The following is a 16511-nucleotide window of genomic DNA, read 5'->3' as shown; positions in this document are numbered from 1 at the left end:
ACTCCTCCCTATTTATTTAAATTGGTAATTTCATCTTCAATTTTAAGACGTTGAAAGAGAATTTCCCCTTTTGTGATTTTTTTATTAAACTGAATATTCTTAATATCATTAATATTATCAAATGATAATGTTGCTAAATCAACCCCAAATTGATTGGCAATTTTTTGACTTGTGTCAATTAAAATTGGTTGTAGTAAAAAAGCACTAACAACAATTGCATACGCTAAAGTATATAAGACCCCTTGTAATTCTGCTTGTTGACCGTTTTTTGCCAATTCTCATGGTTTACTAAATTCAATAAATCGATTAGCATTTTGGCATAATAACAATACTTTGCCAATTGCTCGTGAAACATTATATTTGTCCATATAAAATTTAAAGTTAGTAACTGTAATTTTTATTTCATGAATTAAAGCATTATCAAGATTTTCAATAGCTGGTAATTGTCCCTCAAAATATTTTTCAATCATATTAGTAACACGTGAAGATAGGTTTCCAATATTATTAGCTAAATTAGTATTATAAGATTCTAAATATAAATCATAAGAAAACTTCCCATCATTATCGGTTGGGATTTCAAATCCTAAATAAAACCTTAAAACATCCCGACCAAATTTATCAATTAATACTAACGGATCAATGACATTTCCTAATGATTTTGACATTTTTGCATCCTTAAATAAGATTCATCCATGTGATAAAATTTTGTCTGGCTGACGTAACCCTAAACTTTCTAACATGCTAGGTCAATAAATCGTATGAAATCTGGCAATTTCTTTCCCAATAATTTGTAAAATTTCAACATTATCATTATTTCAAAATTTATTAAATAATGTTTCATCATCTGATAAATAACCTAACGCTGTTAGATAATTTGACAATGCATCAATTCAAACATAAACAATATGTTTTGAGTCTTCAATTGTTGGAATCCCTCATGAAAAAGATGTTCTTGTGACTGATAAATCAGTTAAACCAGGGTAAATAAAATTATTAAGCATTTCATTCTTTGTTGTTTCTGGTTCAATAAAACCTTGATGACTATTATAATAATTAACTAAAAAACTACTATATTTTGAAACTTTAAAAAAGTAAGTTTCTTCTTGAACTTTTTTTGGCACATTTTGGCAAACTAAACATTGACTAGTTTCACTATTTAATTGACTTTCTGTTAAAAATTCTTCACAACTAACACAGTAAATTCCCTCATAATGGCCCTTATAAATATCACCTTTTTTATATAATTTTGAAAAGATTTTTTGAACCGCTTTTTCATGATCATGATCGGTTGTTCGAATAAATTTATTATATTCTACGCCTAATTTTTCTCATAAATGTTTAAAATTAGCAATAATCTTTGTTGTAAATTCATATGGAGTAATACCATCTGCTTTTGATTTTTTTTCAATTTTTTCGCCATGTTCATCACTACCAGTTAAAAAAAACGTTTCATAACCATCCAATTTCTTATAACGATTAATAATATCAGCTAAAACAGTTGTATATGAATGGCCAATGTGTAAATGAGCACTTGGATAATAAATTGGTGTTGTGACATAGAATAATTTTTCTGTTTTCGACATATGGTACTTCCTCCTTTGGAATTTACTGTTATTTTAAATTACAATTTCTATTATACCGAGAAATGATTAATTTAAAAAGAATGTTTTTAAAAAACAACAAATAGAAATTTGTTGTTTTTTAAACTGTCACTTCTGATAGTTTTCGTGATGAGATACTCATTAAAGCTTTTTGTAATAAAATTGTCATATGATATAAGATGAAAATAAAATCAATGTCTTTTAACTTATTTCCATATGTATCTTTTAAAAACTTTTTACTTTCTTCTTCTAAAATAACATAATAACTTTTTGTATCAACTTTTTCTTTAAAATAACTATACGCTAACTCACGAATCGAAGTTAATAATCCACTAATTCTTAATGATAATGTTTTATAAGAATCCGCCAAAATAATATTTAGCTTATTTGTAAAATCAGTTACATCAACAACTCGTCCTGAATAACGTAAATTTTGTAAATGTTCATAAACAATCATAATCGGATTTGTTGAATCAGTAATTTTTTCGTTATCAATAATTAGTTTTAGTTGACTTTTAATATCTTCATACATCTGTTTTATATTTTGCTGTGACATTGTTTAATATCCTCCAACTCTAATTTTTAATACTTACTTCCGTCATGTAATCATTTTAACATAAAAAAAGACCTTATTATCAAAGGTCTTTTAAAATATTTTTAGTTATTTCTTAAAGTGATGCAAAGTGAACGACTGTTCTTACTAATTGTGATACATATGACATTTCATTATCATATCATGCGTATACTTTAACTAATTGTTTTCCATTTACTTCAATAATTTTTGTTAATGTTGCATCAAAGATCGAACCATGTGATTCTCCAATAATATCTGTTGATACAATTTGTTGTGTGTTGTAACCAAATGTTTCATTAGCAGCCGCTTTCATTGCAGCGTTAATTTCTTCAACTGTTACATTTTTGTTTAATTCAACTGCTAAGTCAACAATTGATCCTGTAATTGTTGGAACACGTAATGCCATTCCATCAAATTTTCCTTTTAATTGAGGTAATACTAATGCAACTGCTGCTGCTGCTCCAGTTTTACTTGGAACAATATTAGCAAAAGCAGCACGAGCACGACGTAAGTCATCATGAGCTAAGTCTAATAATCTTTGGTCATTTGTTACAGCATGAACTGTTGTCATGTATCCTTTAACAATTCCAAATTTTTCATCTAAAACTTTTGCCATTGGTGCTAAACAGTTTGTTGTACAACTTGCCCCTGAAATAATTTTGTCATCTTTTGTTAAGATGCCATGGTTTACATTGTAAACAATTGTTTTAATTCCTTCACCTTTGGCTGGCGCTGAAATAGCTACTTTTTTTGCTCCGGCATTAATATGTAATTGCGCTGATGCTTGATCTGTGAATCTTCCTGTTGATTCAATTACAATATCAACTCCTAATTTCCCTCAAGGTAATTGTGTTGGGTCTTTTTCAGCACAAACAATAACTTTTTTCCCATCAACAATAATTGCACCTTCTTCAGCTGAGATTTTTCCTCTCATTCATGATCTTTGTGCTGAGTCTAATTCAAGTAATGTTGCTAATGTTTTAGCGTCTGTTAAATCATTAATTGCTACGATTTCAACATTTTTTTCTTCAAATAGTTTTCTAAATACTAAGCGACCAATACGCCCAAAACCATTAATTGCAATTTTAGTCATTTTAAAACTTCTCCTCTTTCTAAATTCCTATGATAAATAGTCTGTAATATTCATACCATTGCGAAAATGGTAATATTGCATACATATAATGATTTTACAACCTGTTATTTTATTTTGCAAGTTATTTGAATGCTTATCTAAAATTATTATTTTCTTTTTTGAAAAAATCCCCCTTAACGACGGCTTTCTCCCAATAGTTCAAATTCCGTTGCTAAGCCTTTAATCCGATCAACAATTCGCAAAGTTTTAATCTTATTAATATTTGGGTCCATATTTTCTCCTTTAATATTAGCATAAATTAACAATAACTGATTAATTGAAAAATTTGAAGTAAAGAAAACTGGTTTATGGCGACTAATGCGATCGTTTAAAACACGAAATAACAAATCATCACGAACTCATGGAGAAACTGCTTCCCCACCAATATCATCTAAAAATAAAACATCAGCCTTTAATAATGTTTGAACTAAAAAAGAGTCATCGTTATTAACATTATTAAAAGAATCCTTAATTTTATTAATTAAATTAATAACTGAAATAAAGGCAATTTTAAAATCTTTTTCCGCTAATTTGTTTGCAAAACTAATCATTAAATGTGTTTTACCAATGCCAGGATTACCATAAATATATAATCCTTTCTTGCGTTCTCCTTTAACAAATTTAACCATTTCGGGAATAATTGGTTGAACATTATGAAAATTATAATCCTTACTAATATCTTTTAGGCGTAATTTTAATAACTCGGGAGCAAAATCAAAATACAAATAATTATTTTGTACACGATTAAGTTCTTTAAAAGCTAGCATGTGATTACATTCTACACGGGTTAACATTAAAGCCCCATTAACAAAACTAAAATAATATTTGTAGCCTTTAAAGCTTTGCGGGCATAATTCTAAATTTGGATTTTTATCACAAAAATGATAATTATTTAAATACTCATTAAATAAATCTGCATACTTTTGATAATTATCATCTCCCTGAAATTTAATTATTGCCAAATTTTCTAACAATTCAGGGTTGTGATTAATTTGTTCTAACAATGCCGTTTTTTCCATAAAACTCTATTTTAATTCTTCCTCTCATTTATAAACTTTCTAATTCATTAATTAAAGTTTTTAAATCAACTTTATTATCAATTTTATTATTATTATCACTATTTTGATATAATTGTTCAAAATCTTGAACTGTTAATTTTACTTTTTCTTTACCAACTTTTTTATAATAATTGGCATTAGCACTTTCTTTAATTACTGCTTGTTTTACCCGACCTTTTTGTGTTTTATTATAAGCGTTACGTAAATGATGCATCGCACTTTCCACATTACTAATTTGTAATTGATTAAAAGTATTAGCAATTTTTTCACAATATTTTCGTTCGATCCGACAATTGTTTTTAAATCAAACATATTCAATTAAGCAATTAACAACCCCTGGTTGTAAGTGATATTGAATAATTAAATCACGAATTAAATCAATTTCTAATGGGGTTGGTTTAACATTATCACGCAATAGGGTTACGTACTCAATTGGATCAATTGATGTCATTTCACTAATTTTAACTTCCATCATATTAGATGGGGCAATAATATTATCCGTTGTCACAACTAAGTTTAGTTGTTCTCCTTCTAAATGTTTTTTTAAAACAATTTTTTGGTAAGCATCTGATAATAAATTAGTAAATTTATCATAATTAAAAATTCGTTGGTTTAACTGCACTTCAATACTTTTATAAATATAGTTAGCAATATCTTTTGTTAAAATACCATAATAATTTGCTAATTGAATAATTTTGTCACGATAAGGCAAATAAAGTTTATTATTAGCATTTTTTCCTAATAAATATTTATCAATATAAAGAAAATCTAAGGTAACATTTAAATTACTTTTAATAGTATTTGCGGTTGATGGAACGGTTAAAAATTTATTTTTTAACCGTTTAAATTTATCATCACCAATTTTATTAATTAAAAAATCAGATAAAACAGCATTTTCAAAAAAAGCTGATGCTGAAATTGGTAATTGCGGTTTTAAAATAATACTTTTTTCCTTACTTCGTCTACTAATTTTTAACAAGCCAATTGTTGATAATGTTTCTTTCGCTATTTCTAACTCTTGTTCACTTAACTGTAAAATTACTAAAAAATCCTCAATTTCATATTTTGTATTAAACTCTAATTTGATGCCGTTAGCTGAAAATAGCAAATACAAAGATAAAGCCTTGTGGCCAATAATCGGTTGATATAAATATAATAATATTAAACGATCATCATTACTTAAATTATAATCATATTTAACTAAATATCTTACTTCCTGCTCCATTGCTTTAATTCTCCCCAAATAAATTTTTTGCTATTTTTACTACGACTGTCCCCAATCTTCCTAATATTACAAGTAAACAACTCTAGAGTAAATAAAAAAAGAATAAATCAGATTATTCTTTCAGTTATCCACAAAATAATTTTATTTTTTGCCATTAATAGTAAGAATTTTAATAGTTTTCCACATATAAACAACTTTTTTTAATTTACTATCGGGTATTCTTTTTCGCCTGTTTGTTTAAAATAAAGCTCCCCATGCTTTGTACACCATAATAACATATTATTTTTTGCCATAATTAATTTATAAAGTAAACTAAAAGTTCCTAATGCTAAAGGAATATAGATTAACATTTCAATTGGAAACTTAATTAATTTAACAATAAAAGCACTTCCAACAACGACACTATTTCAACCAATAGAATATAGTCATAACGTATTTAGACCAAAAGAAATTACCATAAATGTTAAAATATAGAAAATAATCGCATTTAAATACCATAGTTTTTTTGCTTGGAATAAAAAAGCCAAACTACCAATAAAACCATATAATACTAAGTTTAATGTAAACCCACCATGATAGCTTCCAGCAATATTAATCATGCTTCCTAGTAAATCAGTTGCAATCCCACTTAAAACTCCTAAAAAAGGACCAAATAGCATTCCAACAACAAAGATTAGAAAATTCCCTAATGCTAACCGAATTCCTCCAAAACCAAAAAATGGCAGACTATAACTAATTAAATTAGTTAGTAAAACTGACAGGGCAACTAAAAAACTCGTTAGTGTAATTGCCAGAATACTAATTTTCTTAATATTTTTATAATCCATCCAAACAGCTAGACCCATTAAGAGCGCAATTCCTAATCATGCACCAATATTTGTTAATAAATATAACATCTTTTTACATCCTTTCTAGATAAAATTTATAAACTAATGGAATAAAATATAATGATCCACAAACCAAAATATTTTTATTCTTATTCTGTTTTAAAAATTGTTGTCATTTTTTAACCTTATTATTAAAAACGACATCATCTATTTCTCAAGCCAAGGGGTTTTTAAAATTAGTAATATATAATTTTGAACCAAAATGTTCTTTTAAAATTGCTAAAGTTCCATGAAAGTCTTTCTTTTTTGAAGCGGCATATAAAACAACGGTATTTTCTTTATCAAGATGCTCAAGTTCTTCAAAAGCCTGAATACATGCTTCAATCCCCTCAATGTTATGTGCACCATCAATAATAAAATAAGGACTTTTACTTAGAATTGTAAAGCGCCCTAGTAATGGTGGCGTTTTAAAAAGATCATAATTAATTGGTAAGTTATTATTTTTTAAAAAGGCAATAACTAACCCAACATTAAATCCTTGAAAATAATTAATGGCGTACTCATATTTTGTTGCCACAATAATTTTATCACTTGGGATAACTTCTTGAATTGTTGGCAGGTATTTTTGACAACTATTACTAATATAAACTGGGCATTCTCCCCGTCAAATTTTAATTTTTGATAATGTAATTTCTTCAACAGTTGGTCCTAAAATTTCTGTATGATCTAAACTAACTGAAGTTAATAATACCCCTCATTGATTAGCAAAGACATTAGTTGCATCTAATTCTCCCCCAATTCCAGCCTCAATTACAGCTACTTCTACTTTTTCCATAATAAAGTAACGAATTGCCATTAACACTCAGATTTCAAAAAAAGTCAACTGATATGCTTTTGCTTCGGCTTGAACTACTTTTCATAACTTCTTTAAATTACGATCAGAAATAAAATCATTATTAATTTTAATCCGTTCATTATGTTTTAAAAAAGCTGGCGAAGTTAATAGCCCAACTTTAGTAAAACTATTCATTAATTGTTTTTGCAAATAGTTAGAAACAGATCCCTTTCCATTTGTTCCAATCACATTAATTACCTTAATTTTATTTTGCTCGTTATTATATTTTTCTGCTAATAATTTTTTTAAATTATAACTTTTGCTAAATAAATTACTTTTAAATATTTTTTTCTTAACGTCCATTATTTTTCCTTTATTTGTTTAAAATTAGTTTTAAATACTGACCAGTAAAACTAATATCACTCTTTTTAACAATTTGCTCTGGCGTTCCAGTTGCAACAACAGTTCCCCCGCCGTTACCACCTTCTGGTCCTAAATCAATAATATAATCTGCTACCTTAATAACATCTAGATTATGTTCAATAACTAAAACACTATCCCCATTATCAACAATCCGATTTAACACGACTAATAAGCGTTTTACATCATCAACGTGTAATCCTGTTGTTGGCTCATCTAGTAAGAATAATGTTTTTCCTGTTGTTCGTTTTAATAAAAAAGTTGATAATTTTACCCGTTGGGCTTCACCCCCTGATAATTCAGTTGCTGATTGACCTAATTTAATATAACCTAGCCCAACTTCTTGCATTGTTAATAATTTTTGATAAATTTTTGGTTGTTTTTCAAAAAATAACGCCGCTTGATCAACGGTCATTTCCAAAACATCATAAATATTTTTTTCTTTAAATTTAACCATTAATGTTTCATCATTATAACGTTTCCCATCACAAACTTCACAATTAACAAAAACTGTTGGTAAGAAGTGCATTGAAATTTTAATAATTCCATCCCCTTGGCAGTTTTCACATCTTCCCCCTGGAACATTAAATGAGAAACGACCTTTCAAATAACCACGTGCCTTTGCTTCATTTGTTCCAGCAAATAAATCACGAATATCGTCAAAGACCGAAGTATATGTCGCCGGATTACTACGCGGTGTTTTACCAATTGGATCTTGGGAAATATTAATAACTTTATCGATGTTATCAATTCCAACTATTTTATCATATGCTCCTGGTCGTTCTGTTGCTAATCCTAAGTTCTTCTTAATTCCTTTTCAGATTATTTCATGCATTAAAGTTGATTTTCCACTTCCTGATACACCAGTTAAGCAAACCAATTTATTTAATGGAATTGTTACATTAATATTTTTTAAATTATTTTCCCGCGCACCTTTAACTTCTAATGTTAAACCATTACCTCCACGGTGGGTTTTTGGTATGGCAATCTCCAACTCTCCCGTTAAATATTTTCCAGTAATTGAATTAGGATTTTTCATAATATCTTCTAATTGCCCATAAGCAACAACTTCTCCACCATTAATTCCTGCTCGAGGACCAATATCAATAATATAATCACTTGCCCGAATTGTATCTTCATCATGTTCAACAACAATTAAAGTATTACCTAAATCTCGTAAACTTTTTAATGTTTCAATTAATTTATCATTATCACGTTGATGTAACCCAATTGATGGCTCATCTAAAACATATAAAACTCCTGTTAACTGACTACCAATTTGCGTAGCAAGACGAATCCGTTGCGCTTCACCCCCTGATAAAGTAGCGGCACTACGTGACAAAGTTAAATATCCTAAACCAACCCGCGATAAAAAATCAAGACGATTAACTAATTCATTGACAATTAGCTTAGCAATTTCTTGTTGATATTCTGTTAAGCGTAAATTTAATACTTGTGATAATTCTTCTTCCACAGATAAATTCGTAAAATCAGAAATACTTAAATCATTAACCTTAACTGCTAAAGGAATTTCATTTAACCGTTGGCCATGACAAGTTGTACATTTTCGGTCTGACATAAACTGCTTATAATATTCCCGTGCTGATTCACTTGTTGTTTCGGTATAACGGCGTTCAATTAACTGGCCAATCCCCTCAATATAATCATAACCACGCATAATATTACCACTAGCAGTTTTAAAATTATAATCTATTGTTTCATCACTTCCGCGTAGTAAATAATTTAACTGCGTTTTTGTTAAATCACTAATTGGTAAATCCAACGGAATATGATAATGATTAGCTAAAACAGTAAATTTCTGTCATTCAATATTAGTTGTATTAATAATATTTTTTAAATAGACTATCCCTCCTTGTAAAACACTCAGGTTTTGATTCGGGATTAAAAGTTCTTCATCAACTTCCAATTTAATTCCTAACCCCTTGCAATCAGGACATGCTCCATTTGGGGAATTAAACGAAAATAGTCGTGGTTCTAATTCTGGAATAACAAAACCACAAATACTACAAGCATAATTTGTTGAAAACAAGGCATCTTTTCCCTGTTCTTGAAACGCAATTTTAACTAAACCATTACCATATTTCAAGGCAATTTCAAGGGCATCATGAATCCGGCTAATAATTTCTTCATTGTTATGAAAAATAATTCGGTCAATGACAATATCAATATTTTGCCGTTTATTTTTATCTAATTCAATATCCTCATCTAAATTACGTAATTCACCATTAATATTTACCCGAATAAAACTTTCTTGGCGTAACTTCAAAAATAGTTCTTTAAAACTACCTTTTTTATCACGAATTACCGGCGATAAAATCATAAATTTTTCATCTTCGTTTAATTGCTGTTTTAAGTTATTAATAATTTCTTTAATTGAAACTGATTTAATAACCCCGTGACCATTAATGCAATAAGGAACTCCTACTCGCGCATATAATAACCGTAAATAATCGTAAATTTCTGTTACTGTCCCTACCGTACTACGAGGATTATTACTTGTTGTTTTTTGATCAATTGAAATTGCAGGGGATAATCCTTCAATTGCATCAACATCTGGTTTTTCATTGCCCCCTAAAAATTGACGAGCATAACTCGAAAGACTTTCAATATAACGACGACGACCCTCGGCATAAATTGTATTAAAAGCTAATGATGATTTACCACTTCCTGATAATCCAGTAAAAACTACTAATTTATCTTTTGGAATTTTAACATTAATATTTTTTAAATTATTTTCCCGCGCACCTTTAACAATAATTCAATCTTTTGCCATTTCTTACTCCTCATTTTTCTAGTTTTGCCTAACTATTATTATTGTATCTATAATTCTATCTTATATTAAAAAAAAGTCTAATACAAATGATTAGACTTAGATTAAATTAGTTTAGTTCAACAAAAAATTCACTTACCTTTGTATCGACATAATGGTTGTATTCTTTAACTAGCTTTTCGCAACCTTCTAGGAAGAACAGAATTTTCATAATTTTTGTCTTTAATTCTGCTAGTTCTTCATCTGAACTAAAACTTTCAATAAAATAAATTTCTACTAACTGCTCAGCAATTTCTTCATCTGCTACTGATTGCTCATAATAATTATTGTAATTTGCTTCATTAATAACTTCACCTAAGAAATCTCTGAAAATTACATCATCATTAATTTTTTCTTTAATTTGTAATAGCAATTCTTTTAATTCTGGTTTCATATGACCCTCCTACTTTATTACACTATATACATTTTACTATAAAAATCGAAATCTACCTAAAAATTTGATTATAATTTATTAAATACTCTTGGTGGGCTTTTTCTATCACAATTAATAACTTTATTAAATTATCAAATTTTAAATTATAAGGTTTTCTATCAGCAACAGTTATTTTTAATAACTGAATGGCAATTAATTGTAATCGAACAGCTAATTCTTGGTCATCTAAACATTCAAAGACGGTGAAATAAGTCTTTTGTAAATTTGAATTAGCTACTTTAGCAATAAAATCATCTCCACTTAACTTTGTTCGATATTTTGTTGCTAAATATTGTAATCTTTCATATTCTTCATCAAAAAAATTATGTTCAATATAGAAATCAAGTTCTTCTTCATATTCATCTTGGTTCCGTTTTTCCCCAAAATTAAACTTCTTTCGTTGATGACCCGTAGTATAGCCTTTCCCTAGTAAATTCCCAAAGTTTGTTGTTAAATCAATGTTTTCTTCTAACTTTGCTTTTAATACAAATAAAAATCGTAAAGCATAACTGGCAAAAATCATATTTTGTTTATCATCAAAATCATATTGTTTAAGAATTTCAAGACAACTCAAAATATGTTCTTGGAAGCTTTGTGAAGAATACTTATTATAAAGATGGTTTAATTCCTGGACTAATTCTGTTCTAATTTCCATTCTTAATTCTCCATTCTGATACTTTAATTTTATCTTTTTTTTATTTTATTATCATTAAAATAAACATTTTTTGTCACTAAAAATTTTTCCTTCTCTGGACGAGTTAATTGCTTAAAATGATATTCACGTTGCATTGCTAATGATTTTGTTGGGTAACTTTCTGAATAAATTAACCGAAGTGGTTGGCGCGTTTTAATTCTTGTGTATTTTGCTCCTTGACCATTATTATGAGCCAAAAGTCGTTTTTCTAAATCAACTGTATAACCAGCATATAATGTATTATCTGCACAATGCAAAACATAAAAATAAAATTTTTCGGCCATTACTAGATTAATTTTTCAAAATCTAACACACGATCCGCTCAATTTGTACTGAAATTAATATCATGGGTTGTAATTAAAACAGTTCCTGGAAAAGCTTTAATTGCTTCTAATAATGCTTCTTTTGCTAAAACATCAATGTGATTTGTTGGTTCATCTAAGATTAATAGACTACATGATTGTAATGATAAGGCAGCTAACCGAACTTTTGTTTGTTCCCCACCGGATAACTGGGTCATTTTATTTTGCATTAAGGTGTTTTTAACCCCAAAATTAGCAATTGTACTACGAACTTTGCCCTCTTCCATATCAGGATAAATATTTTTCAAATATTCAATTGGGGTAAAATCATTGACATTATCAATTTGATGAAAATATGCAATTGAAACATTATTTCCTAGTTCAAATTCTCCCGCGAGTGGTGGAATCACCCCTGCAATTGTATTTAAAAAGGTTGTTTTTCCAATTCCGTTATATCCACGCACAATACATTTTTCCCCATCCCGAATTTTAAATGTTAAAGGTTCAATTAAAGGGAAACTATAACCAATTGCTAAATTATTGGCACTAATAATTACTGTACTTGAAGGTTTTTTATATTTAAAACTAAATTTTGGTTTAGCCAAAGTTTGTTGTTTATCAAGAACCTCAATTTTGTCTAATTTTTTTTGTCGTGATTGTGCACTTTTTGCTGTTGATGCTCGGGCGGCATTTTTTGCAACATAAGTTTCTAATTTTTTAATTAACTTTGTTTGCGCTTGCTGGCTTTTAGAATACTGGTCTTGTTTTAACTCACTTAATTCTAAATATTTATTATAATCTCCCACATAACGATTAATTTCTAAATTTTCCACTGCATAAATTATTCGGGCTGTTTTATTAATAAAATCAATATCATGGGATACTAATAAATAAGCATTTTCATAACTTTGTAAAAATTTGGCTAATCATTCAACTTGCTCAATATCTAAAAAGTTTGTTGGCTCATCTAATAATAGAAAATCATTTTTTGACAGCAATAGTTTTGCTAAAATTATTTTACCGCGTTGACCACCAGATAAAGTTGCCAGTTTACGATCTAAATGATCTGAATCAATTCCTAAACCATCAACTAAACTACGAATTTTTTTATCAATAATATCAAAATCATTTTGGTCTAAAAATTCTTGTAACTTTAAAGCTTTCACCAATAAATCTTCATCATATTCAACACTCATTTGTTCATATAAATCATGAATCTTTTTTTCAATATCAAATAAATCTTGATATGTTAATTTTAAAAATTGATCAACTGTTAAATTCCCATCAATTTCTTGATGCTGATCTAAATAACCAATTTTTGCTTTTGGATGAATTTCAATTTCTCCTTGGTCAGGATTAATTTTTCCAGCAATGATATTTAACAGTGTTGTCTTTCCAACCCCGTTTGCCCCAACTAGCGCAATATGCTCACCTTTATTAATTTTAACTGCCGAATTTTTGTATAATTGTTTCCCTCCATTTGCGTGACTTAAATTTTCTATACTAATTAAACTCATTATTCCTCCAATAATATTTTGCTAATAATTTTATACCATTATTAATTATACCGATTTTATTAAAAACTACCAATATTTTATTGAAGATGTTATTGCAATAAAAAAATAGTAAGAATTAAAAATAATTCTTACTATTAAAATGAAAAAAAATAATAATTAATTTCAACCCTATTGGGCTCAAACATCAACAATAATAGTTGGAATTGGTTGAATTAATTGAATTCCAACCCCATTGCCTTGATCATATGAGGGGATATCTCAGATGTATCATTGGGCAATTAAAATTGCGGCAATAATTCCGGCAAATGGAATTCCTAACTCACTTAAAATTGCCCCCACGGCCCCAACTCCAGCTCCTAAGGTATTTTGAACATAATTTAAAGTGGTATGATTTAAAAATAGATTTGAATAAACAAAATAGTATTCAAAATCATTTTTACCATCTTTTAAATTATTATTTGTTTTGGTAATTGGTTGTTCAGTTTGATAAAAACTTTTTGCACTAAATTCTTGCGCAAATTGGTTAATTTCATATTGATGTTGTTTAACAATTTTATTTTGGTTCACTTCCGTTGCTTTATTAACAACAATTGATGAAACTGTTGTTGTTAATAAAAGCCCTGTGCTTAAATAAACTAGTAATTTTTTCATAATATATCCTTCTTTCTGTACTTTGATAGTATTTAAAAAAATTAATTTAGTTTCATTCATGGGACCTGACACCTATTTTTTACTCTTTTTAGAAAAAAATACAAGTACTTTTAAAAAAATAAAAATAGAATTTAACAATTCTATTTTTACCTGATTGTAACTATTTTACTAATTCTAAAAATGATATTGGATCTAAACTAGCTCCCCCAACTAAAGCTCCATCAATATCTGGCTGTGCTAATAATTCTTTGATGTTTGCTGGTTTAACACTACCTCCATATTGGATTCTAATTGTGTTAGCAACAACTTCATCATAAATGTTAGCAATTTCTTGGCGAATAATTGCACAAACATCTTGGGCAATTTGCGCTGTGGCAGTTTTCCCTGTTCCAATTGCTCAAATTGGTTCATATGCAATCACAACTGTTTTTGCATCTTCTAAATTAACGCCTCTAAAAGCTTTTTGAATTTGTGTTTTAACAACCATTGCTGTTTCATTATTTTCATATTGTCCTAAACTTTCTCCACAACATAAAATTGGTGTTAACCCTTTTACTAATAATTTTAACATTTTTTTGTTAACTGTTTCATCTGTTTCATTGAACATTTCACGACGTTCTGAGTGACCGATTACAACATGAGTGATCCCCAAATCTTGTAACATATCAACTGAAATTTCTCCCGTAAAAGCGCCTTGGTCTTCAAAATGGCAGTTTTGGGCTGCAATAATTAAATTTTTAGAATGTTGTTTTGCTAATCCTAAATTAACAAAAGGTACAGCAACCCCAGCTTCAGCATTTAATTGTTGACATGCTCCATCAACAGCATTTAAGAAACTTACTGTTTCATCAGTAGTTTTAAACATTTTTCAATTTCCAATAATAATTGGTTTACGCATCATTAAATCCTCCGTTTTCTTTACCTTATTATTATACACATCTTAAAGCAAAAACTTAATTAGTATTAAAAGATTACATTAATGAATACCTAAAATAAAATAGACACATAAAAAGTTACTTATGTGTCATAATTTTATTGAAAGGTATTCTTTTATTATGGGAACAAAATGATTTACAAAAAACGAAAAACTTAATATTTTAAAATATTACAAAGAAAATGGTTGAGCAAAAACAATTAAAAAATTTGAAATTTCAACACCAACTTTATCTCGTTGAAAAAAGGCAGTTAAAATTAGTGGAGAAAAAGCGTTAGAACCAAGAAATGGTCTACAATCTAAAGGAATTCGCCGACCAGGGCGTCCAAAAAATCTTAATTTTGAATTAATGACAAAAAAAGAATTAATTGAGTATATTGAAATGATTCAAGATGTAAAAAAGTCCTTGCCCAAATCGAAAAAGAAGAAATTTCAAACGATTTGGTCCTTAAAGAAAAAATACAAGATTAAATATTTATGCAAAATTTTAAATGTTTCTAGAGCTGGTTATTATAAATAATTTAATGCTGGAATGAAACTTTTTAATAAATGGAATAATACAATTGCAAAAATAGTTAAAACGTTATTTCTAACTTTTAAGAAAATTTATGGATATAATATGTTAACACTAATTATTAATAAACTATATAATTGAAATTTAAAACCTCATATTGTCTATAGATATATGAAAAATATGAATTTAAAATCAATTATTAGAATAAAAAAATTTAATTATAAATTATCTTCTGGTAACAAAAGACATGAAAATATCATGAATCAAGATTTTTCAACCACAGATATTAATCAAAAAATAGGAACAGACATAACATATTTATTAACAAGCGACAAAACCTATTTTTTATCAATAGTAAAAGACTTTCATACTAATGAAATTTTGGACTACCAAATCAGTAATAATTTAGAAAAAGAATTTATCTTTAAAAACATAATTAATTCTTGAGTAAAAGCTGGAAAGCCATCAACTTGAGTTCTACAATCAGATCAAGGTTTTCATTATACAAATTCTGATTATGAAAAATTATGCAATTATCTTGGAATTACGATTTCAATGTCCAGACGTGGAAACTCTTATGATAATGCCCATACAGAATCATGATTTGGTACTATGAAAACTGAATTTTTATATCATATAAAAAGAAAAAAACGAACAGCCAAATGAATTATTGAAAATCTACCTAAATATATCTATTTTTACAATAATTTTAGACCACAAGCCAAATTAAAAGGAATGAGTCCTGTTCAATACAGAAAATCATCCCTTCAAGTAACTTTTTAATTGTCTATTTTTCTTGACATATTCATAATACTATCTTTATTAAATTATTTTGTAATAATATGATATAAAATAAATTTAATAATCAACTAAAAATTTTTAATGTTTAACCATCAAAAACTATTTTAAATGTTCTATTATGATTAAAAGTTAAAATTTTTTTTAGAATGTTATAATTACTTTT

The 16511-nt window shown here is 27.9% G+C and carries 16 protein-coding genes; 2 read left to right on the top strand and 14 right to left on the bottom strand.

The window, feature by feature from the left end:
* Nucleotides 1–8 precede the first annotated feature (8 nt).
* From metG to tpiA, 14 genes are all read right to left on the bottom strand, one after another.
* Entirely contained in the window at nucleotides 9–1583 is a 1575-nt protein-coding gene (gene metG / locus SCHRY_RS00730; RefSeq protein WP_016338556.1) for a methionine--tRNA ligase, read from the bottom strand.
* 118 nt (nucleotides 1584–1701) lie between these two features.
* Nucleotides 1702–2157 carry a hypothetical protein gene (locus SCHRY_RS00725; protein ID WP_016338555.1) on the bottom strand — a complete coding sequence of 152 codons (456 nt, stop codon included), beginning with the start codon at nucleotides 2155–2157 and terminating at the stop codon, nucleotides 1702–1704.
* Between the two features lie 112 nt (nucleotides 2158–2269).
* Nucleotides 2270–3268: a type I glyceraldehyde-3-phosphate dehydrogenase gene (gene gap / locus SCHRY_RS00720; protein WP_016338554.1), complete on the bottom strand. Its 999-nt coding sequence runs from the start codon at nucleotides 3266–3268 to the stop codon at nucleotides 2270–2272.
* A 173-nt stretch (nucleotides 3269–3441) separates the two neighbouring features.
* A complete protein-coding gene (locus SCHRY_RS00715; RefSeq protein ID WP_016338553.1) occupies nucleotides 3442–4326 on the bottom strand; it encodes an ATP-binding protein in 885 nt (294 codons plus the stop codon).
* A 28-nt stretch (nucleotides 4327–4354) separates the two neighbouring features.
* Nucleotides 4355–5590 (bottom strand): DnaD domain protein, encoded by a 1236-nt coding sequence (locus SCHRY_RS00710; RefSeq protein ID WP_016338552.1) that lies wholly within the window; start codon nucleotides 5588–5590, stop codon nucleotides 4355–4357.
* A gap of 200 nt (nucleotides 5591–5790) precedes the next feature.
* On the bottom strand, nucleotides 5791–6486 hold the full coding sequence (locus tag SCHRY_RS00705; protein WP_016338551.1) for a folate family ECF transporter S component: 696 nt from the start codon (nucleotides 6484–6486) through the stop codon (nucleotides 5791–5793).
* A 4-nt stretch (nucleotides 6487–6490) separates the two neighbouring features.
* The gene (locus tag SCHRY_RS00700; protein ID WP_016338550.1) at nucleotides 6491–7615 is read right to left on the bottom strand and encodes a bifunctional folylpolyglutamate synthase/dihydrofolate synthase; all 1125 of its coding nucleotides are present in this window, start codon (nucleotides 7613–7615) and stop codon (nucleotides 6491–6493) included.
* Nucleotides 7616–7625: 10 nt separating this feature from the next.
* The gene (gene uvrA, locus SCHRY_RS00695; protein WP_016338549.1) at nucleotides 7626–10466 is read right to left on the bottom strand and encodes an excinuclease ABC subunit UvrA; all 2841 of its coding nucleotides are present in this window, start codon (nucleotides 10464–10466) and stop codon (nucleotides 7626–7628) included.
* Between the two features lie 106 nt (nucleotides 10467–10572).
* Complete coding sequence (locus tag SCHRY_RS00690; RefSeq protein WP_016338548.1) at nucleotides 10573–10896, bottom strand: hypothetical protein; 324 nt, start codon at nucleotides 10894–10896, stop codon at nucleotides 10573–10575.
* A gap of 52 nt (nucleotides 10897–10948) precedes the next feature.
* Nucleotides 10949–11590 carry a hypothetical protein gene (locus SCHRY_RS00685; protein WP_016338547.1) on the bottom strand — a complete coding sequence of 214 codons (642 nt, stop codon included), beginning with the start codon at nucleotides 11588–11590 and terminating at the stop codon, nucleotides 10949–10951.
* Nucleotides 11591–11619: 29 nt separating this feature from the next.
* Nucleotides 11620–11913 carry a GIY-YIG nuclease family protein gene (locus SCHRY_RS00680; RefSeq protein WP_016338546.1) on the bottom strand — a complete coding sequence of 98 codons (294 nt, stop codon included), beginning with the start codon at nucleotides 11911–11913 and terminating at the stop codon, nucleotides 11620–11622.
* 2 nt (nucleotides 11914–11915) lie between these two features.
* A complete protein-coding gene (locus tag SCHRY_RS00675; protein ID WP_016338545.1) occupies nucleotides 11916–13448 on the bottom strand; it encodes an ABC-F family ATP-binding cassette domain-containing protein in 1533 nt (510 codons plus the stop codon).
* 168 nt (nucleotides 13449–13616) lie between these two features.
* Complete coding sequence (locus tag SCHRY_RS00670; RefSeq protein WP_144060280.1) at nucleotides 13617–14099, bottom strand: hypothetical protein; 483 nt, start codon at nucleotides 14097–14099, stop codon at nucleotides 13617–13619.
* Nucleotides 14100–14259: 160 nt separating this feature from the next.
* On the bottom strand, nucleotides 14260–14997 hold the full coding sequence (gene tpiA, locus SCHRY_RS00665; RefSeq protein ID WP_041611847.1) for a triose-phosphate isomerase: 738 nt from the start codon (nucleotides 14995–14997) through the stop codon (nucleotides 14260–14262).
* Between the two features lie 157 nt (nucleotides 14998–15154).
* Here tpiA and SCHRY_RS05485 point away from each other — a divergent pair, with 157 nt between their 5' ends.
* Together SCHRY_RS05485 and SCHRY_RS00660 are read left to right on the top strand one after the other, a co-directional pair.
* Nucleotides 15155–15553, top strand: a complete 399-nt coding sequence (locus SCHRY_RS05485; RefSeq protein ID WP_236607995.1) for a hypothetical protein — start codon at nucleotides 15155–15157, stop codon at nucleotides 15551–15553.
* Nucleotides 15554–15565: 12 nt separating this feature from the next.
* A complete protein-coding gene (locus tag SCHRY_RS00660; protein ID WP_236607994.1) occupies nucleotides 15566–16330 on the top strand; it encodes an IS3 family transposase in 765 nt (254 codons plus the stop codon).
* Nucleotides 16331–16511: the final 181 nt, after the last annotated feature.

Origin of the sequence: Spiroplasma chrysopicola DF-1 (assembly GCF_000400935.1) — a bacterium.
Lineage (GTDB): Bacteria > Bacillota_I > Bacilli_A > Mycoplasmatales > Mycoplasmataceae > Spiroplasma > Spiroplasma chrysopicola.
Note: the sequence above shows the minus strand (reverse complement) of the source record. Positions and strands in the feature narration are given on the sequence as shown.